Below are 18630 nucleotides of genomic sequence, written 5' to 3'. Positions count from 1 at the left end.
CTCAAAATACCTGGCCGGCGGCCATGACCAGATGTTCCACGACCGGACCAAGCGCCAGGGCCGGCAGGAAGGTGAGGCCACCGACGACCACGATCGTGCCGACGAGCAGACCGACGAAGAGCGGGCCGTCCGTGGGGAAGGTGCCGGCTGATGCCGGAACGGTCTTTTTGGTAACCAGCGAGCCGGCAATCGCCAACGCCGGGATGATCACCAGAAAACGTCCCATCAACATGCCAAAACCAAGCGTGATGTTGTACCAGGTCGTGTTGCCCGTGAGGCCGCCGAAGGCAGAGCCGTTGTTGGCAGCAGCCGAGGTATAGGCATAAAGAATCTCGGAGAACCCGTGCGGTCCGGCTGTGCCGACCGACGCGACCGCCGAGGGCAGAATTGTGGCGGTGGCTGTGAAAACCAGCATGGCGAGCGGCAGGCAGAGAATGGCCAGAACCGCCATCTTCATCTCCTTGGCCTCTATCTTCTTGCCGAGATACTCCGGCGTGCGCCCGACCATCAGCCCCGCCACGAAAATGGCGATGATGATGAAGAGAAGAATGCCATAGAAACCCGCGCCAACGCCGCCGACGATTACCTCACCCAGTTGCATGTTGATGAGCGGAATGAGACCACCGAGCGCCGTGAAGCTACCATGCATGGCGTTGACCGCACCGCAGGAGGCAGCGGTGGTGATGACCGCAAAGAGCGACGAGAGTGCCACGCCGAAGCGAGCTTCCTTGCCTTCCATGTTGCTTCCGGCAAGGCCGAAGCTGTGCATCAGCGGATTTCCGGCTGCTTCCGCCCAATAGGTCACTGCAACACCGGCGATGAACAGAACACCCATGGCAGCAAGGATTGCCCAGCCTTGACGGGTGTTGCCGACCATACGGCCGAAGACGTTGGTGAAGGCAGCACCGATCGCGAAGATCGACACCATCTGGATCATGTTGGAGATGGCATCAGGGTTTTCGAACGGATGCGCGGAATTGGCATTGAAGAAACCGCCGCCATTGGTGCCGAGCATCTTGATCGCCAGCTGCGACGCTACCGGGCCGACTGCGATCGTCTGCCGCGCGCCTTCAAGCGTCTGGGCGCCGACATAAGCGCCAAGCGTCTGCGGCACGCCGAGCCATACGTAAACCAGGGTAAGCACGATACAGGCAGGCAGCAGGATGTAGAGCGTCGAGCGCACCATATCCACCCAGAAATTGCCGATGGCCTTGCCGGAAGCGCGCGCGAAGGCGCGGATTAGCCCGATTGCAATCGCCATGCCCGTCGCGGCAGAAACAAAGTTCTGCACGGTGAAACCAGCCATCTGGGTCAGATAGGACATGGTGCTTTCGCCACCATAGTTCTGCCAGTTGGTGTTGGTGACGAAGCTGACTGCCGTGTTGAAAGACAGTTCCGGCCCGACCGCTGCCATTCCTTCCGGATTATATGGCAACATACCCTGAAAGCGCATCAGGGCGTAAAGCAGGGCAAAACCGAAGAGGTTGAAGAGGAGCATGGAAAACGCATAGGTCGTCCAGTGCTGTTCTTCGCGCTCGCTTGTCCCGGCAAGGGCATACAGGCCGCGCTCGACGGGTGCGAGAACCGGCGAAAGCAGGGTGCGTTCGCCATTGAAGACTCGCGCCATATAGAAGCCGAGAGGCTTCACCAGCGCGACAACGATCCCGCAGAAAAGCAGGATCTGAAACCATCCATTGAGGGTCATGGTATTGAACTTTCAATAGCCGCCGCTTCCCGATCAGAAGCGTTCGGGGCGAATGAGAGCATAGGTGAGGTAGGCGGCGATAAAGACGGTGACGGCACCGCTCAAAACATAGTCGAATAACATCTCGACCTCCGCCTAAAGCCGGTCGCAGGCGCGCGTATAGGCAAAGCAAAGCGCGAAAAACACCGTGGCTGCACCGATCAGAATAACGTCCATCATCGATGGGACTCCTTTTTTAACCGAGGAGCCGGACAGGAAGAAAAGCGCCGTCATGTGGGACGTCGCTTTTCATTCTTTCTGGCTGGGAAGAAACACCATCCCTTCCCGCACAGAAGAATGCACCCGAACCGCATAAAGGTTCGAGACGGCCGCAGATGGAATAAAATAGGAATCCCATAGGAATTTCGATGCTCGCCAATGCGGGCATTGCAGCCGCTGCTTAAGAGAGCGAGCCGTCTTTGAACGCGGAAACGATCTTTTCCGCCGGGCTGTTGGCGGCAATCAGCGCCGCAAGCAGTATACGCGCCTGTCCGGGGCGCAGCGTTGACGAATGGATGGCACCGGCCGCGACCAGATCGTGACCACCGCCGCCACCGCCGTAACTCGCCACCAGCAGTCCTTCCGGGACCCGGCTGGAGACGACGACAGGAACGCCTCGCTCGGCACAGCGCTTCACGGCCACAGCGATGCCCGGATTGGCGTTGCCGGAGCCAAGTGCGGCAAGCACGATCCCATCCGCACCGGCCTGCAGGCTCGCCTCGATATGGGCGGCATCACAACCGGGATAAATGGCAACGATATCAACCCGCAGATCGGCGAGGGGCACAGCAAGCTCCAGCGCTGCGGCATGGGCCGCCGGCCGCGCAGAGCGGAACGCATCCGCCGCATCCGCGCTCAGCTTGTACAGCCCCCATGCCGGCAGACATCTGCCGCCGAAGGATAAAAGCACGCCGCGTTCGGCATTCGTCTGATCAAGCGCCGTTTCTATGGCCGCGGCCAGATTGGACGGCCCGTCCGCATTCGGATGGTCGGCTGTAAACTGTGCGCCGGTGAAGACAACCGGCTTGGTGGTGGCATGCTGCAAATGCACGAGCAGCGATGATTCTTCCATCGCATCGGTTCCATGCAGAACGACGACACCGGTGACAGCGGGATCATTGAGCTCCACGCCTACCGCATCGCTGATGCGCTGCATGTCGGCCAATGTCAGGCTGGAGGAATCCTTCGCCATCAGATCGACCGGCTTCAGCCTCGCGTTGATTTGCGGAACCAGTGCAAGCAAGTCTTCACCCGAAAGGCTTGGTGTGCTGGCGCCATCGGCGCCGCGCCTGCTGGCGATGGTACCACCGGTGGCGATGACCGCCACCAGTGGAGCTTCACCATGCCCGCTCAATGCGATGCTCCCGCGCCTGCACGTTCGCCGGCCAGACGGTGGATACGGTCGCGCAGCATATACCAGCCGATGACCAGCGCCGGGATGATGACCAGCAGCGAAGCGATGGTCCACGAGCCGACAGGGTAATCAAAAGCCATCAGCACCAGCACGCCGAACAGGAAGACGAGTGTGAGAATGCCAGTGTAAGGCGCACCGAACATGCGGAAATCCGGGCGAGCCAGTTCGCCGCGCCTGGAAAGCTGCCACAGTTTGAGCTGGCAGAGCACGATGACGGCCCATGCGCAGATGATGCCGAGCGCCGACAGGTTGAGTGCAATTTCGAAGGCCGCAGCTGGCACGACGGCGTTCAGCGCCACACCGAGAACGGTGACGGCGGCGGTCACCGCAATACCGCCATAGGGCACGCCAGCCTTGTTCATCTTTGCCAGCGCTGCCGGCGCCGATCCGGAGACCGCCATCGAATGAAGAATACGGCCGGTAGAATAAAGCCCGGCATTGAGCGAAGACAACACGGCGGTTAGCACCACAAGGTTCATGATCACATCCGCACCCTGAACACCGATGGAACCGAAGAAGGTAACGAAGGGGCTCTCGCCAGCCTTATAGGCGGTATAAGGCAGAAGCAGCGTGAACAGCAATACCGAGCCGACATAAAACACCACGAGGCGCAGCACCACGGCGCGGATGGCGCGGGGCATGACTTTGCGCGGGTCTTCGGTTTCCCCTGCCGCCGTGCCGATCAGTTCGATCGAGGCGTAAGCGAACACTACCCCCTGAATGATGACGAAGGCGGGAAGAATGCCGTTCGGGAAGAAGCCGCCATTGTCGGTGATAATGCTGAAGCCTGTCACATGCCCTTCAATGGGCGTGCCAAAGATGACGAAATAGACGCCAACGACGAGGAAGATCGCAAGCGCCAGCACCTTGATCAGGCTGAACCAGAACTCAAGCTCGCCAAAAACCTTCACCGACAGCATGTTCATCGCCAGCACGACCAGAAGTGCCGTAAGTGCAAACACCCATTGGTCGATGCCCGCCAGCCAGGGGACGTAGTGCTTGAAGAAGTTCATATAGAGCGCAACGGCGGTCACATCGGCCACCGAGGTCATTGCCCAGTTCAACCAATACATCCAGCCGGCAAAGAAAGCCATCTTCTCGCCATAGAACTCGCGGGCATAGGACACGAACGAGCCGGAACTCGGGCGATGCATGATAAGTTCGCCAAGTGCACGCAGCACCAGAAACGCAAAGAAGCCGCAAAGCGCATAAACGAACACCAGCGCCGGACCGGCCTGCGCCAGCCGTCCACCGGCGCCCAGGAACAGCCCGGTGCCAATTGCGCCACCAATCGCGATCATCTGGATCTGACGCGGTTTGAGTGCCTTGTGGTATCCGAGGTCTTCTTCCGTGAAGACCTCGCGTTCGGCAGGTGCCGTTTTTACAGATTTCATTGATATTTCTCCTCCCAATGAATTTGCTTTGCAGTCGGCGATACGCCGGAAATCAAAATTGGAACTGGCATGCTCGGCGCTGGATACAGCGCCAGCAAGCTCATGCATCGCTGTAAAGCTGCATGACAGATTTTTGCCCTCATAATTGCAGAGAATGCTGTTCGTCAAGGGGATCGAAGCATTATTGACCTTCGTACGGCGAAGGATTAAGGTCGAAAAATCTGTAAGACAGCTTTACAGATTTAGGTAACGCTTTGAGCTATTGGAGGAAAAAGTGGGCGTGACGCGCATGGAGCATGATTTGCTCGGAACGAAGGAAATTCCGGCAGATGTTTATTGGGGCGTGCACACGGCGCGCGCGGTGGAGAACTTTCAGATCACCGGCGTAACGATCGGCCACAACCCCTATCTCGTCAGGGGACTGGCCTATGTGAAGGAGGCCGCCGCCCTCGCCAATCACGAGCTTGGCTTGCTTGACCAGGAGCGGATGGAAGCAATCGTCAGGGCCTGCCGCGAAATTCGTGAGGGTGCGCTTCACGAGCAGTTCGTCGTGGATGAAATTCAGGGCGGTGCTGGCACTTCCACCAACATGAACGCCAACGAGGTCATCGCCAACCGGGCACTTGAACTGCTCGGCCTCGCGAAAGGCGATTATGCCCACCTTCACCCCAACGACCACGTCAATCTCAGCCAGTCAACCAACGACGCTTATCCGACGGCGGTCAATGTAGGAATGATCGAAGCGATCGACGATCTCGCGGCTTCGATGGGTGTGCTGAAAGACGCGTTCGATCGCAAGGCACAGGAGTTTTCCGGCTTCATCAAGCTGGGACGGACGCAATTGCAGGATGCCGTGCCGATGACGCTCGGTCAGGAGTTCCGCACTTTCGTGGTGATGCTGGGCGAGGATCAGGCCCGCCTCATCGAATCCGCAGCCCTGCTGCACGAGATCAATCTCGGCGCCACCGCCATCGGCACCGGGCTCAATGCACCGCGCGGTTATGCGGCGCTTGCCTGCCAGCATCTGGCGCGCTTGACCGGACGCCCGCTGGTGACGGCCGCCGACCTGATCGAAGCGACGCAGGACCCCGGCGCATTTGTGCATCTGTCCGGCGTGTTGAAACGTGTCGCCGTCAAACTGTCAAAAACCTGCAACGACCTTCGCCTGCTCTCTTCCGGCCCACGCGCCGGCATCGGCGAAATCACCCTGCCCTCCGTTCAGGCAGGGTCGAGCATCATGCCGGGCAAGATCAATCCGGTCATTCCCGAAATGGTCAATCAGGTGGCTTATGCGGTAATCGGCAACGACATCACCATCACAATGGCCGCCGAAGCCGGGCAGCTTCAGCTGAACGCCTTCGAGCCGATCATGGTGCGTGCCCTTTCCCAGAGCATCAGCCAGCTAAGCGCCGCTTGCCGGACTTTGGCGGCACGTTGTGTCGATGGCATCGTCGCCAATCCCGCCATCATGGCACAGCGTGTGGAGGAATCGATCGGTCTCGCAACCGCGCTTAACCCGCTGATCGGATACTATGCAGCAACTGACGTCGCAAAGGAGGCGCTGGCCAGCGGCCGCACCGTCCCGCAGGTGGTGCTGGAGCGCGGCTATCTGACGGAGGCGCAACTTCAGCAGGCACTGAGCCCCCGCCACCTCGCCAACCTACCCGCGCTTACGGGTGTCGAGCCCGATCTTCTCCAATAATGGTCGTTACCACCTGCTTCACCTGACCCAGGTGAAGCTCCATCGCTTCGCGCGCATCGGGGGCTGAACCCCGCCGGATCGCCTCGACGATCCGGCGGTGCTCCAAATTCGATGCAACGCGCCGGCCAGCCATCAGGTTGACCATCTCGGACTGTTGGGAAAGAGCCTCGCGCGCATCGGCCACAACCTTGGCAAACAGTGCATTGGACGAGGCTTCCGCAATGGCGCAATGAAACTGCCCGTCCAGCAGCACCCACGGATGCGGCCTTTCCTCAGCCTCCATCCTGTCGCAGAGTTCGAGCAGAGTCTCTAGTTGGGCATCAGTGCGACGCAGCGCCGCCCAACCTGCCGCCGGCACCTCGATGAAGGGGCGTGCCTCGATCAGGTCACGGGCGGAATATGCTCCGTAACTCAATTCAGCAGGCGGTGTGGCGGTCATTACATAGGTGCCGCTGCCCGTGCGCGTCTGCGTCAACCCCAGAGTCTGGAGAGATCGCAACGCCTCGCGCACGATCGGTCGGCTGACACCATATCTTTCCGCCAGATGGGCTTCGGAGGGCAGCCGGGTTCCGACCACGAGCTGACCAGAGGTGATGGCCGAACGGATATCTTCGAACACCACTTCTGCGGCATTCTTGCGATTGATCGGCTTTGCGTCCGCAAGCCAATCCGACAACTCGCCCATCCTTGAACCCTCCGGCACCCTTGGTCTGTCAACGACGCAGAAGCAAACGCTTATCTATTGAAGGACAGCGCCGCTCCCGCAGCTAAGCCGATCTTCCTAACACTATCTGCGCCGAAGGAACAACGATGGCGGGCACATTTGCAGAATTTAAGCGGGATAGTGGCTTTGCCGGCGCCACACCCTCGCGATCACGAGGGTGTGGCTGTCTCACAGGAAATTACGTCTTGATTTCCTGTGCTTCCTGCTTGTCATCTTCGCGCGGAATGCGGAACCACGCGACATAGAGTGCCGGAAGGAACAGCAGCGTGAGCGCCGTGCCAACCACGATGCCGCCCATCATGGCATAGGCCATCGGACCCCAGAATATCTCCCGAGATATGGGGATGAGGGCAAGTGTTGCCGCCGCAGCCGTCAGCATGATCGGTCGCATGCGATGCTCGGTCGCCTCGATGACGGCGCGCCAGGCCGAGACCCCCTCGCTTCTGAGATGTTCGATCTGAACGACGAGAATGACCGAGTTTCGGATCAGAATACCGATCAGTGCCAATATGCCGAGAATGGCGACGAAACCCATCGGCGCGTTGGAGAGCAGCAGCGCTGCCACCACGCCGATCAGCGCCGTCGGGGCAACGGCAAAGACAAGAAACAGCCGGCTGAAGCTCTGCAACTGAACCATAAGGATCGTTGCCATCGCAAACAGCATCAGAGGCACCACGGCTACGATTGGCGCCTGCGAATCCGCGCTGGATTCCACCGAGCCACCTATTTCCACCTTGTACCCCACGGGGAGCGACTTTTCGAAAGCCTCGAGTTTCGGCTTCAACTGCTCCACGATCGTCGCCGGCTGCGTCGGGCCGATGATGGCAGCCTTGACCGTGACTGTCGGAATTCTGTCGCGACGCCAGATGGTCGGCTGTTCCAGCTCGTAGCGGAAATTGGCGATTGCCGACAGCGGCACGGCCTTGCCGTTCGTGGCTGGCAATTGCAGGTTCTGCAATGTTTCGATGGAGCCGCGCTCCGCCAGCTGCGCACGCGCCACCACATTGACGAGGTAGATATCATCCCTGACCTGCGTCACTGTGGAACCCTCGACAATGCTGTTCATGGCATTGGCGATGTCTTCCGAAGACACGCCCAGTTGGCGGGCCTTGTCCTGCAAAACGTCGACCTTGACCACCCGCGTCGGCTCATTCCAGTCCATGACCATGTTGGACAGCAGCCGATGTTCGCCGACGATGCCCGCCAGCTGCTGGCCGAGTTCGCGGACATGCTGGATATCCGGACCGCTCAAGCGATATTGCACCGGCTTTCCGACCGGAGGGCCGATGTCGAGCAATTTCACGAAGGCGTCGGTGCCGGTAAACGTCCGGTTCAGATAGTCCTGCAACTCAGCGCGCACCTTGTCGCGCACATCAAGCCCCTTGGTGACGATGATTGTCTGGCCGAAGGTGACATCAGGCGTCTGCACGTCAAAGGAGAGGATAAAACGTGGTGCGCCTTCACCGACATAGGTCGTCCAGTGGTCGATGTCGGGGTTTTTCGCCAGCGCTTCCTTCTCGAACTGTGCCATCTGCCGGTTGGTTTCGGCAATCGAGCTGTTTTGTGGCAGGTTCCAGTCTACGATCAGTTCCACACGGTCGGAGGCCGGGAAGAACTGCTGCTGCACGAGGCTCATGCCACCAACGGAAAGGGCAAACAACGCAACCGTGAGGATGATCGTTACCCAGCGAAAGCGCAGCGCCCGGGATAGAAGCCAGGAAAAGCCAGAGGCAAAACGGCCCTTCTTCTCATGGTGCGATTTCATCGCCTTGGGCAACATCGCCACGCCAAGCAGTGGCGTGAACACAACCGCGACAATCCACGACACGATCAGCGAAACGGCGATCACCACGAACAGGGTGAATGTGAACTCACCCGCCGCGCTGTTGTTGAGGCCGACGGGAATGAAACCGGCAACGGTGACCAGCGTACCGGTCAGCATCGGGAATGCGGTCGAAGTATAAACATAGGTCGCCGCTTTTCTGAGATCGTCGCCGACCTCGAGGCGTGCGACCATCATCTCGACAGCAATCATAGCATCGTCGACGAGAAGCCCAAGCGCGATGATAAGCGCGCCGAGAGAGATGCGTTGCAGCGAAATGCCGGTATATTCCATGTAGACAAAGGTGATCGCCAGCACGAGCGGTATGGAGACCGCAACCACCATGCCCGCCCGCAATCCGAGGCTGATGAAGCTGATGACGAGAACGATTGCAATTGCCTCGAACAGCGCCGAAGTGAAGCCGGAGACCGCCTCATCGACCACGGCCGGCTGATCGGACACGCGATGCACATCGACGCCAACAGGCAGGTCCGCCACGATACGCTTCATCTGTGCATCCAGCTCCTCGCCGAAATGCACGAGGTTCGCACCGGTTTTCATGCCTATGGCAAGACCGATGGCCGGTTGCCCGTTAAAGCGGAACAGCGAAGACGGCGGATCGACATAACCGCGCCGGATCGTCGCCACTTCCGTCAGCGGGAAGAACCGGTTGTTGACGCGCAGATTGATGGCGCGAAGGCTGTCTTCCGAGGTGAACTGGCCGCTGACACGCAGCGCAACACGTTCCGGCCCGGCATTGACGAAGCCGGACTGGGTGACAGCATTCTGGGCTTGCAGCGTCTTGATAATCGATTGCTGATCGATGCCCAGCGCTGCGATCTGCCGCGTGGAAAACTCCAGATAGATCGCCTCGTCTTGCGCGCCGATGACATCAACCTTGCCGATATTGTCGACAGTCAGAACCTTGGCACGCGCGTCCTCCACCAGATCGCGCAATTGCCGCTGGCTGAGACCGTCGCTGGTGAAGGCGTAGATATTGCCATAAACATCGCCGAAACGGTCGTTGAAGAACGGGCCGACAACGCCCGAGGGGAAGTCGCCCTTGATGTCGCCGATCATGTTGCGCACGCGCACCCAGGTGGGTTCGACATTCTTGGCTTTGGTTTCCGGCACGAGTTCCACGAAAATCGTCGTCTTGCCAGCGACTGTCTGGCTGCGCAGATAGTCGAGATTGTCGAGTTCCTCGAGCTTCTTCTCGATCCTGTCGGTCACCTGCCTGGCCACTTCCTCCGCGGAAGCGCCGGGCCATTGCGCGCTAATCACCATTGTCTTGATGGTGAAATTCGGATCTTCCTCACGTCCGAGGTTGAGATAGGAGAAAACACCGGCAAGAACGAAGACCAGCATGAAGTACCAGACGAGCGAACGGTGCTCGAGCGCCCAGTCGGAAAGATTGAATTTCTTCACTGATGGACCTCCTGATCGATCCTGATGGCTTGACCATCCTTAAGCTTGTGAACGCCGGCACTGGCGACACGTTCGCCGGGCTTGACGCCGCCGGTGATGCGCACACTGCCGCCTTCAGCGGGCTCGCCCTCTATTTTGACCGGGCGCGAGGTGACCGTGGCCGTATCGGTATTGACGATCCAGACACTCCAACCGTCTTCGGTTTTCAGCAGGGCCGACGAGGGGAGCATGATCTGCGATTCGGAGGCGGCAATTGCTGAGGCCGTGACGACCGAGCCGAGCCGGAATGTCGGCGGCGCATCCTGAAGGCTGATTTTCGTGCGGCGCGTGCGTGTTGCGGTTTCGGCTTCTGGGGCAATCTCACGCACCACGCCGGTGGTGCGTATCTTTGGGTCCAGTTGCAGGGCGATATCGAAGGTCGATCCGATATCAAGTCGCTGCGCCGCAAATTGCGGAACATCGACCACAACATCCCGCACTTCCGGGCGGGCAATGGTCACGACCGTCTGTCCGGCAGAGACGACCTGGCCAATTTCACCGGATGTCGCAGTCACCACGCCGTCAAATTCCGCGTGTAGCTGCGTATAGCCCAGTTGCTCCTCGGCCTTATCAAGATTTGCACGGGCTTTGGCGACGGCGGCATTGGCCGTTCGCGTGGCCTGCTCGGCCTCTTCAAGTGCTGCTTCCGTGCCGCTGCGGGCCTCGGCCAGCACGCGCTGACGCTGCTCGGTCGTCACCGCATTGGCCAGTTGCGCTTCGGCGTTGGATAGATCGGATTGGGCGCTCTTTACCGAAAGTTCCAGCGCGAGCGGATCGATCGAGGCCACCACATCGCCTTTCTTGACCAGATCGGCCACATCGACATTGCGGGCAATGATCCGGCCGAGAACACGAAAGCCGAGATCGGTCTGAATTCTCGATTCCACCGTGCCGGTCAGCCGCAGCGCATCGGCGCGCGTCTCCCCTACGACAACGGAGAGCACCGGGCGCGGCGCCTCAGCGGGCGCTGCCTGCTTTTCCTGGCAGGACGAGACCGCAATCGCCGGAAGCAGCAAAAACAAGCTTCTGTTTATCCTGAACATTATTGTGCCTGCCCCTTTTCATAGGCGACCTTTTCACCGGTGCGGAGAAATTTGGTCCCGCTGGTCACGACGAGATCGCCGGGAAGAAGTCCTTCCGCCACGACGAATTGACCCGTCTCATAGTCGGAGACCTCAACCCGGCGCATGGCGATTTCCGAGGACTGCGCATCGACCACCCAGACGGCGGGAAGGCCGTTCTGCGATGCCATTGCCGACCAGGGAAGCTCAATCGCCTCCACCTGCTTGAAGCGGAAATGACCCGATACCGGTGCTCCGAGCGGCATGGTCATATCGCCGTTCAGGCCAACCTTGACCCGGATCGTCCCATTGTCGGGATCGATCGTCGGGGAAATCTCCCGCACTGGTCCCTCGACAGCGCGGGCGGGATCCGACAGGAGGCTGACATTGACGAGATTGTCGATATCGCGCTCGAGGAACAGGGATTCGTAGACATCAAATACCGCATCGCGCGGCCCGTCATGCGCCAGCGTGAAAACGAGCTGAGCGGCCTGCGCCACCTGGCCGACTTCGACATTGCGCGCGGTGATCACACCATCCGCATCGGCCCTGAGTTCGGTGTAGGAAAGCGCATCGCGCGCCGTATCCAGCTGGGCCTGCGCCGATCTGACGGCGCCTTGTGTGGTGAGCAGGGTTTCCTGCGCCTTGTCGACCGCGGAGCGCGAAGTCACCTGCGTCTTGAAAAGACTTTGCTGGCGATCGAATGCCAACTGCGCCTGCGTCATCTGCGCTTCGGCAGATTGCAGGTTGGCCACCGCAACGTCGATATCCGCCTTTTGCTCTTCCGGGTCGATGCGAGCAAGCAATTGCCCGGCCTTTACCGGGGTACCCACATCCACCAGCCGCTCGGTGATCTTGCCGCTCACCCGAAAGGAAAGGTCCGTCTGGACCCGTGCCCTTACTTCGCCGGTGATGACGCTGCCACGGCCGACGGGCTTTTTCGCTGCCGCAACCACATCGACGACACGCAACGGCTTTTCAGCAGGCGGCTCTTCGTTGCTGCAGGACGACAGGGCGAAAATGCCGCCGACCGCCATTGCTAAAAGAATGCTTTTCATGGTGACCTCTTGATCTTCGCCTCACCCTATAATATTTGACTGACTGAATAGTCAATGAAATTCTTGTGTCGCCGATCGGGAACCGTCCGGACGTCAAACCTGGCTCCCCGAATGATCATTCCGAATTGCCCGGCGCGTCCTCGCGGACGCATCGGGGGATGTGCTGACATATTGAACCACGCACCACGTCTTGTAAAAATCGATTCCGGTTTTTACGCCGGTGCTATAGGCAAACCACCTGTCATTTCCGCCGATTGCGACGGGTAAAAAGGCAAGTGCCGAAAGAATACGTAGGGATCCGGGGTTATGGCAAAAGCAAAACTGACACGCGCAGAACAGAAGATACAACGTCCGTTGGAAATTCTCGACGCCGCATTCGAGGAATTCACCAAGAGAGGATTTACGGCCACGCGGGTGGAGGACATTGCCGAGCGGGTGGGAGTGACGAAAGGCACGGTCTACGTCTATTTCGAAACCAAGGAGGCTCTTTTCGAGGCGATGATCAGGCATGCCTCGGCACCTTTTCAGGAGGCATTCAAGGCTTATGCACGCACGTCGGATGATCCCGTCGAGGAGCTTCGGATGCTTCTTGAATTCCTGTTCGACGCCCTCGTCGACAATAGAAAGATGCGGGAACTGTTTCGCTTCATCGTTGCGGAAGGAGCAAAATTCCCCGATCTCATCGACCAGCACCATGACGTGGTGATGGCGCCGGTATTCGAGCGGATCAATACGATCCTCGAAGAGGGCGTGGCGAAAAAAAGGTTTAGAGCCAACCCCACGGAACTGGCCAAGGTCGTCATGTCACCCATAGTCGGAACATTGGTTTTCCGGTTGATTTTCGACGATCGGCGCAGTCTGGACAAGCAGGTCGTTCTGAAGATTCATCTCGAACTGATCATGCGCGGGCTGCTGGCATAAGCGGCATTCTCCTGCCCGTCGACGACCCCTGATGCTGCGATCTGATACATCGTAAGAAACCTTACATGTCGGGCGCGATACAGCCACAATGCTGCGGTAAGGGTCTGTTGCCTCGAGCATATTGCTCGTATTTGAACGAGTAATTGCCATCCTGTTGCCGAGACCCGCTCACCACTCCAACTTTTCAGCGATTTTAGTTGCCGAGTCGAGCTGTGCTCCTGCGCGAGAATGCAAGTGCCGATTAAATTCTAGTACCCTTCAATCAATTTGAGGTCACCCTGCCCCTCTGTGCAAACAGCGCCGGTACAGTTAGACAGAACAGGTTCCAGCCGCTCAGAGTTGTGCGAGATCCTCGCCGAGCAGATCGACTTAATAAACCGTTTCAGATTTCAGGAGCGAGCCTACAGCTCGGACATTTATGAACAAAACAGTGAATGCCCGCGCCGAGCAGAGCACGGAACCGCCGCGGCAACGCGTGTTGGCTCGAGATCGGGCTATTCCAGAAAACGACCGCCAGCGCGGTGAACACTTTTTTCGAAATGCAGGTGACCAGAAGGATTGCTATCAACCATGACCGCGACGTTAACAGCCCAATTACCTGGCGGCGCGAGTGAAAAGGCCCTGCTTAAAATACTTTCGAATTATCGCAAACCCCGGACCGGCCGCAGCTTGTACGAACTTGCTGTGACGCTTGTTCCCTTCGTATTCCTTTGGGCAGCAGCGTCGGTATCGATTCATTTTGGTTACTGGCTTGGCCTGCTTCTGGTGATCCCCGCAGCCGGATTCCTGTTGAGGCTCTTCATACTGCAACACGATTGCGGACACGGCTCTTTTTTCGGGCGCCGTCGCTGGGATGACTGGACGGGTCGCGCAATCGGTATCCTGACGCTGACGCCGTACGACTATTGGCGCCGCGCGCATGCGGAACACCATGCGTCAGCCGGCAATCTCGATGAGCGAGGGGTTGGCGACATTACAACTCTGACCGTGACCGAATATCGTGCGCTCTCCCCGCGCGGAAAACTCGGTTATCGCTTGTACAGGCATCCGCTGGTGATGTTCGGCATCGGTCCTGCTTTCCTGTTTCTGTTCAAACAAAGGCTACCGTTTGGCATGATGCGGTCTGGAGCGTTGCCCTGGATTTCGACAATGGCAACAAATGCCGGTGTGGCCGTATTGGCCATTCTTCTTATCTGGGCGATAGGGCTCGTGCCTTTTCTGTTGGTTCATCTGCCAATAGTGCTGCTTGCCGGGTCAGCAGGTGTCTGGCTGTTTTATGTCCAGCACCAGTTTGAAGAAACCCACTGGTCCAAGCCTCCGGAATGGACTTTTCCCCATGCGGCGATGCATGGCGCCTCGTATTACGATCTGCCGGGTCCGCTGCGTTGGATCACCGGCAATATCGGCATGCACCATGTCCACCATTTGTCGAGCAAGGTACCTTTTTACAGGTTGCCAGAGATTCTGCACGACTACCCGGAGCTTGCGAAACTTGGTCGCATCAGCCTTCGCGACAGCCTGGGCTGCGTAAAGCTCATTCTGTGGGACGAATCCACAAAACGGCTGATTTCGCTACGTGAGGCAAAAAAGCAACCGCGATAGATGAGAGCTGGAACGACGCAATGCCCCTTGAGCCGGTGCGTGAGTTATCATTCCGCTAAATGCGGAACCGACCCCAATGAGACGTGGCCAATAGTGTAGGTTTGCATTGTTTCAGTAACGGCCGGCACTGTCGGCCAGAGATTGAATTGTAGCAGCAGCCATTTTGTTGGATCGAATGCGGCTATGGCCGCGAGCACGCCGGCCCTGATTGCTGAACGCGCGTCCGCGGTCGCCGTATCGCGCAGCTTGGCCAGATCAGAATGTGGCGCTATGGACCGGACCTCCCGTGTGGCATATCGCGAGGCTGTAAGATCAGGTACGTGGTCGGCGTGCCAGACCAGCCATGTCTGCACCGACGGCCAGCCGAAGTCCCGTGTCAGAACCGCAAAACCTGGACCGGACAGGAAGCTGTCTATCCCTTCTGGCTCGTCCCAAAGATAGAACGGCGCGTAGAGGTTTTCAGCACTGGTGAAGCCGGCATCCTGCTTTCTCGCCGAAAGATAGGCCTTGAAACGCAGGCGTGGAAAGCCATCGAGCAGCGGCCCCTTCTCCCTTATGCGCCGGTCTATGATCGCCATGTCGTAGCCGGCAGGCAGCGTGAAGCTGTATTGCATGGCGATCATGACGTGCTCTCCTCTTTTTTGACAGGTTCCATCCAGTGGACGGCAGTTCCACTCCTGACCGGCTGGACGCTGAGATAGCTGAAGGGACAGGACGGCGCGGCGCCATGCCAATGGGCTTCGCCGGGCGCAAACCACACCGCATCTCCGGCACGGACTTCACGCGGATCGTCACCGTTGCGTTGGACGAGACCGATGCCATCCAGCACGAAGAGAAGCTGGCCGCGCGGATGACTGTGCCAATGGGTCACGACCCCCGGCGGCACAAAAGCGCGCATTGCCGTCATCTCGCCATCGATCCGGCTCGATAACAGCATCTGGACGAGGAAGGATCCGCTGGAGATACCCTCAGGTGCCGCAACTATTCCGTCACCGGCTCGACGCACGCTCATGGTAGATGGACAGGCCGGTTGCATCTCGAAAAAATCGGTCATCGGCCACTCCCATCCGCTGGTGTGCCTGCTGAAACGCCTGATGCAAAGGACCAGTCATCAAACGTCGAGTTGACGATGGCGACCATCACATCCTCTGGCCTCACACCGGGCGACACCGCCAGGTTTTCGACGAGCCTCGCATAGAAGCGCGCTTTGGTTTCCGGCGATCGCGTCTTACCCGTGGTGATATGAAAGAAAATGAAATCATCCGACCGAGGGCCGCCGCGATATGTTCGGTCGAAGATCAGTTCGCCCGGTTGGTGCTGGTGGATTGCAGCGAAGCGGTCGTTTTCCGGAACGTCAAAGCAGTCGACAAGCGCGCGGTCGAGACTGTCGGAAACCGCCTTGAGATAGTCGGTGGATTTGCCCGCAAGCAGAGATATTCGGGTGAAAGGCATGAATGCGCTCCGTTCAAGAGGATTGACAGCCACACTATGAAACGACATCATCATCCTGAAAATCAAATTATTCAGGACATTACGTCCTGATTTTAGGGACATTTAACTTGCGCCTTACCCATCTGGATCTGGACGCGCTCCGCAGTTTCGTGATTGGCATCGAGACCGGGTCGTTCGCGCAGGCCGCAGACAGACTGGGGCGTTCGACCTCTGCGGTCAGCGCACAACTCAAGAAGCTGGAGGACCAGGCCGAAACCGCTCTGGTGCGCAAATCCGGTCGCGGGCTGGCGCTGACCGAGAGCGGCGAAGTGCTGCTGTCCTATGCCCGCCGCTTATTGAGCCTGAATGACGAGGCGATCAGCGCCGTTCGCGGGCCGGAACTCGAAGGCTGGATCCGCCTCGGGATTCAGGAGGATTTCGGAGAAACCGTGTTGCCGCAGGTGCTGGGCCGTTTCGCACGCGCCCATCCACGGGTTCGGATCGAAGGGCGCATCGCTCGCAATAGCGAATTGCGGGAGAAGGTCGAGTCCGGCCATCTTGACCTCGCCTTGGCCTGGAACGACGACACGGCTTCGCCAGCTGAAACGGTTGCATCCATGCCACTGTGCTGGCTGGGCGCCGAGGAAACAGAAACTGTCTGGCAGACCGGCGGGAAAGAGCCGCTGCCACTTGCAGTTTTGGAAGCGCCGTGCCTTTTACGTAGCATTGCCTGCAACCACCTTGATCAACAGCGTATCGCCTGGCGCATTGCATTCGTCAGCCCGAGCCTCGGCGGGTTGTGGGCTGCGACAGCCGCAGGCCTTGGCATCGCACTTCGCACACCGTTCGGCCGGCCGCCTGCAGTTCGGGTGCTCGATCCACTCACCAACGGTTTGCCGCAACTCCCGTCGCTGGGGCTCAGCCTTCTTCGCTCCGGAAAAGACGAAAATCCAATCAGCGCCCATCTTGCCACGATCATCCGCCAAGCCTTGCAGGAATCGCTGCCGGAAGCATGGATAGTGCGACCGTAATCGCTGAAACAGCATAAGCTTCCGCCAAGATTATAGGTACGGCGAAGCTGCGGGGGAATCTTGGCCCCGGCTCAAGGCCTGCGCTCGATTCACTAAAATTCCGCATAATATCTTTCATTATCATAATAAACATGATTATCTGCGGAAATGGATTCAACAGACCGCAAAATCATCAGTCTTCTTGCAGAAGACGCCCGCCGCTCTCTGGCCGATATCGGAAATGTCGTGGAGCTTTCCGCTTCGGCCGTGAACGAGCGCATCCGACGCCTGACGGCCAGCGGGGCGATCCGTCGCATCACCGTTGATGCCGATCCATCCGCATTCGATTTGCCCGTGATCGCCTTCGTGTGGATCGCGTTGGCGCCGGATGCGGACGAGGCCGCGTTTCGTGTCTATGCGGCGTCGCAGTCCGCTATCGCGGAATGTCACCATGTGACCGGGCAGTGGTCCTACCTCGTCAAAGTTCACGTCGGGTCGCTGGCGGAGATCGAAACCTTTCTGGCGACAATGAAACAGAACGGGTTCCTTGCCCGTACCGAAACGATCATCGCCCTGTCTTCTGTCGTGCCGGGACCATTTATGCCGAAGGAAAGCGTGGACTGATGGAACTGATGCTCGTTTTGAAAAGCATTGTGCTGGGCCTTGCGGTCGCAGCCCCGCTCGGCCCCATCGGCGCCCTCTGCATCAACCGGACCCTTGAGCGCGGGTTCTGGGCGGGAGTGGCAGGTGGCCTTGGGACTGCTCTGGCGGATGCCGTGTATGCCAGCCTCGCAGCGCTCGGCTTTTCCGCTTTCGCGGCGACCCTTGCGACAATCGATACGCCGCTCAAAATCGTCGGCGGCCTTTTCATGCTGTGGCTCGGCTGGAAAAGCCTGAGGCCCAAACCTCTGGCAGAAGCGGCCAAGGTTGGAGCGCGCGATCTGCTCGGCACCATCACCGCGACCTTTTTCCTGACGATCACCAACCCCATGACGATACTGTCCTTTGCAGCAATTTTCGCGGGTCTCGGCCTTGCTGACGCATCGGGAGCGACGAGCGCGTTTTTTGTGGTCGCGGGCGTTTTTCTAGGCTCTTTATTGTGGTGGTTCATGTTGAGCGGCGGCGTTGCATTTGCCCGGCAGCGCCTTCCCACCACCTTTGCCCGCTGGGTTTCCCGCCTGTCCGGAGTGATCCTTGTCTTATTCGGGCTTTTTGCCCTAGGTTCACTTGCCTGGGGCATGATGGCTCATTGAAATGCAACGGTTTTGTCTGCGGCTCCA

Annotated in this window: 18 protein-coding genes; 6 read left to right on the top strand and 12 right to left on the bottom strand. The window is 58.8% G+C overall.

What is annotated here, in order from left to right; translation table 11 throughout:
* Position 1: 1 nt before the first annotated feature.
* The 5 genes from kdpA to AC5SEO_RS00620 all read right to left on the bottom strand — a co-directional run bounded on the left by kdpA (position 2) and on the right by AC5SEO_RS00620 (position 4552).
* Complete coding sequence (kdpA, locus tag AC5SEO_RS00640; RefSeq protein ID WP_003511472.1) at positions 2–1705, bottom strand: potassium-transporting ATPase subunit KdpA; 1704 nt, start codon at positions 1703–1705, stop codon at positions 2–4.
* 33 nt (positions 1706–1738) lie between these two features.
* The gene (gene kdpF, locus AC5SEO_RS00635; RefSeq protein ID WP_003511473.1) at positions 1739–1828 is read right to left on the bottom strand and encodes a K(+)-transporting ATPase subunit F; all 90 of its coding nucleotides are present in this window, start codon (positions 1826–1828) and stop codon (positions 1739–1741) included.
* A gap of 12 nt (positions 1829–1840) precedes the next feature.
* The gene (locus AC5SEO_RS00630; RefSeq protein WP_003497749.1) at positions 1841–1978 is read right to left on the bottom strand and encodes a hypothetical protein; all 138 of its coding nucleotides are present in this window, start codon (positions 1976–1978) and stop codon (positions 1841–1843) included.
* A 166-nt stretch (positions 1979–2144) separates the two neighbouring features.
* On the bottom strand, positions 2145–3098 hold the full coding sequence (locus tag AC5SEO_RS00625; protein WP_019564933.1) for an asparaginase: 954 nt from the start codon (positions 3096–3098) through the stop codon (positions 2145–2147).
* On the bottom strand, positions 3095–4552 hold the full coding sequence (locus tag AC5SEO_RS00620; protein WP_019564934.1) for an amino acid permease: 1458 nt from the start codon (positions 4550–4552) through the stop codon (positions 3095–3097). The genes AC5SEO_RS00625 and AC5SEO_RS00620 overlap by 4 nt, the downstream gene beginning before the upstream one ends.
* A gap of 289 nt (positions 4553–4841) precedes the next feature.
* Here AC5SEO_RS00620 and AC5SEO_RS00615 point away from each other — a divergent pair, with 289 nt between their 5' ends.
* Entirely contained in the window at positions 4842–6254 is a 1413-nt protein-coding gene (locus AC5SEO_RS00615) for an aspartate ammonia-lyase (protein ID WP_029658855.1), read from the top strand.
* Here the strand turns inward: AC5SEO_RS00615 and AC5SEO_RS00610 are convergent.
* The 4 genes from AC5SEO_RS00610 to AC5SEO_RS00595 form a co-directional block, all read right to left on the bottom strand.
* Positions 6223–6939, bottom strand: a complete 717-nt coding sequence (locus AC5SEO_RS00610) for a FadR/GntR family transcriptional regulator (protein ID WP_174068919.1) — start codon at positions 6937–6939, stop codon at positions 6223–6225. The two genes, AC5SEO_RS00615 and AC5SEO_RS00610, sit on opposite strands and share 32 nt — an antisense overlap.
* Before the next feature lie 217 nt (positions 6940–7156).
* On the bottom strand, positions 7157–10228 hold the full coding sequence (locus AC5SEO_RS00605; RefSeq protein ID WP_025595358.1) for an efflux RND transporter permease subunit: 3072 nt from the start codon (positions 10226–10228) through the stop codon (positions 7157–7159).
* Positions 10225–11310, bottom strand: a complete 1086-nt coding sequence (locus AC5SEO_RS00600) for an efflux RND transporter periplasmic adaptor subunit (protein WP_174068920.1) — start codon at positions 11308–11310, stop codon at positions 10225–10227. The genes AC5SEO_RS00605 and AC5SEO_RS00600 overlap by 4 nt, the downstream gene beginning before the upstream one ends.
* A complete protein-coding gene (locus AC5SEO_RS00595) occupies positions 11310–12386 on the bottom strand; it encodes an efflux RND transporter periplasmic adaptor subunit (RefSeq protein ID WP_025595357.1) in 1077 nt (358 codons plus the stop codon). Before AC5SEO_RS00595 ends, AC5SEO_RS00600 begins: the two co-directional genes overlap by 1 nt.
* Positions 12387–12692: 306 nt before the next feature.
* On the opposite strand from AC5SEO_RS00595, the gene AC5SEO_RS00590 reads away from it, so the two are divergent.
* Positions 12693–13307 carry a TetR/AcrR family transcriptional regulator gene (locus AC5SEO_RS00590; RefSeq protein WP_019564940.1) on the top strand — a complete coding sequence of 205 codons (615 nt, stop codon included), beginning with the start codon at positions 12693–12695 and terminating at the stop codon, positions 13305–13307.
* A gap of 570 nt (positions 13308–13877) precedes the next feature.
* Positions 13878–14909, top strand: coding sequence for a fatty acid desaturase (locus AC5SEO_RS00585; RefSeq protein ID WP_112285909.1), 1032 nt, complete (start codon positions 13878–13880; stop codon positions 14907–14909).
* Between the two features lie 47 nt (positions 14910–14956).
* On the opposite strand, the gene AC5SEO_RS00580 is transcribed toward AC5SEO_RS00585, so the two are convergent.
* The 3 genes from AC5SEO_RS00580 to AC5SEO_RS00570 are packed head-to-tail and all read right to left on the bottom strand — an operon-like array spanning position 14957 to position 16361.
* The gene (locus AC5SEO_RS00580; RefSeq protein ID WP_174068921.1) at positions 14957–15532 is read right to left on the bottom strand and encodes a DUF4865 family protein; all 576 of its coding nucleotides are present in this window, start codon (positions 15530–15532) and stop codon (positions 14957–14959) included.
* Positions 15529–15963, bottom strand: coding sequence for a cupin domain-containing protein (locus tag AC5SEO_RS00575; protein ID WP_111801025.1), 435 nt, complete (start codon positions 15961–15963; stop codon positions 15529–15531). Before AC5SEO_RS00575 ends, AC5SEO_RS00580 begins: the two co-directional genes overlap by 4 nt.
* Positions 15960–16361 (bottom strand): tautomerase family protein, encoded by a 402-nt coding sequence (locus AC5SEO_RS00570; protein WP_019564945.1) that lies wholly within the window; start codon positions 16359–16361, stop codon positions 15960–15962. Before AC5SEO_RS00570 ends, AC5SEO_RS00575 begins: the two co-directional genes overlap by 4 nt.
* Before the next feature lie 107 nt (positions 16362–16468).
* Here AC5SEO_RS00570 and AC5SEO_RS00565 point away from each other — a divergent pair, with 107 nt between their 5' ends.
* From AC5SEO_RS00565 to AC5SEO_RS00555, 3 genes are all read left to right on the top strand, one after another.
* A complete protein-coding gene (locus tag AC5SEO_RS00565) occupies positions 16469–17371 on the top strand; it encodes a LysR substrate-binding domain-containing protein (protein WP_111801023.1) in 903 nt (300 codons plus the stop codon).
* Between the two features lie 147 nt (positions 17372–17518).
* Positions 17519–17974, top strand: a complete 456-nt coding sequence (locus AC5SEO_RS00560) for an Lrp/AsnC family transcriptional regulator (RefSeq protein ID WP_013761886.1) — start codon at positions 17519–17521, stop codon at positions 17972–17974.
* On the top strand, positions 17974–18603 hold the full coding sequence (locus AC5SEO_RS00555; protein WP_003511488.1) for a LysE family translocator: 630 nt from the start codon (positions 17974–17976) through the stop codon (positions 18601–18603). The genes AC5SEO_RS00560 and AC5SEO_RS00555 overlap by 1 nt, the downstream gene beginning before the upstream one ends.
* Positions 18604–18630 lie beyond the last annotated feature (27 nt).

The sequence above is a fragment of the Agrobacterium sp. K11 genome, assembly GCF_059429395.1.
This window is presented reverse-complemented; position numbering and strand designations above follow the sequence as displayed.

Coding starts and splice junctions, on each gene's coding strand:
- kdpA (WP_003511472.1), bottom strand. CDS start 1,705: ATGACCCTCAATGGATGGTTTCAGATCCTGCTTTTCTGCGGGATCGTT.
- kdpF (WP_003511473.1), bottom strand. CDS start 1,828: ATGTTATTCGACTATGTTTTGAGCGGTGCCGTCACCGTCTTTATCGCC.
- AC5SEO_RS00630 (WP_003497749.1), bottom strand. CDS start 1,978: ATGACGGCGCTTTTCTTCCTGTCCGGCTCCTCGGTTAAAAAAGGAGTC.
- AC5SEO_RS00620 (WP_019564934.1), bottom strand. CDS start 4,552: ATGAAATCTGTAAAAACGGCACCTGCCGAACGCGAGGTCTTCACGGAA.
- AC5SEO_RS00615 (WP_029658855.1), top strand. CDS start 4,842: ATGGAGCATGATTTGCTCGGAACGAAGGAAATTCCGGCAGATGTTTAT.
- AC5SEO_RS00610 (WP_174068919.1), bottom strand. CDS start 6,939: ATGGGCGAGTTGTCGGATTGGCTTGCGGACGCAAAGCCGATCAATCGC.
- AC5SEO_RS00600 (WP_174068920.1), bottom strand. CDS start 11,310: ATGTTCAGGATAAACAGAAGCTTGTTTTTGCTGCTTCCGGCGATTGCG.
- AC5SEO_RS00595 (WP_025595357.1), bottom strand. CDS start 12,386: ATGAAAAGCATTCTTTTAGCAATGGCGGTCGGCGGCATTTTCGCCCTG.
- AC5SEO_RS00590 (WP_019564940.1), top strand. CDS start 12,693: ATGGCAAAAGCAAAACTGACACGCGCAGAACAGAAGATACAACGTCCG.
- AC5SEO_RS00585 (WP_112285909.1), top strand. CDS start 13,878: ATGACCGCGACGTTAACAGCCCAATTACCTGGCGGCGCGAGTGAAAAG.
- AC5SEO_RS00580 (WP_174068921.1), bottom strand. CDS start 15,532: ATGATCGCCATGCAATACAGCTTCACGCTGCCTGCCGGCTACGACATG.
- AC5SEO_RS00575 (WP_111801025.1), bottom strand. CDS start 15,963: ATGACCGATTTTTTCGAGATGCAACCGGCCTGTCCATCTACCATGAGC.
- AC5SEO_RS00570 (WP_019564945.1), bottom strand. CDS start 16,361: ATGCCTTTCACCCGAATATCTCTGCTTGCGGGCAAATCCACCGACTAT.
- AC5SEO_RS00560 (WP_013761886.1), top strand. CDS start 17,519: ATGGATTCAACAGACCGCAAAATCATCAGTCTTCTTGCAGAAGACGCC.
- AC5SEO_RS00555 (WP_003511488.1), top strand. CDS start 17,974: ATGGAACTGATGCTCGTTTTGAAAAGCATTGTGCTGGGCCTTGCGGTC.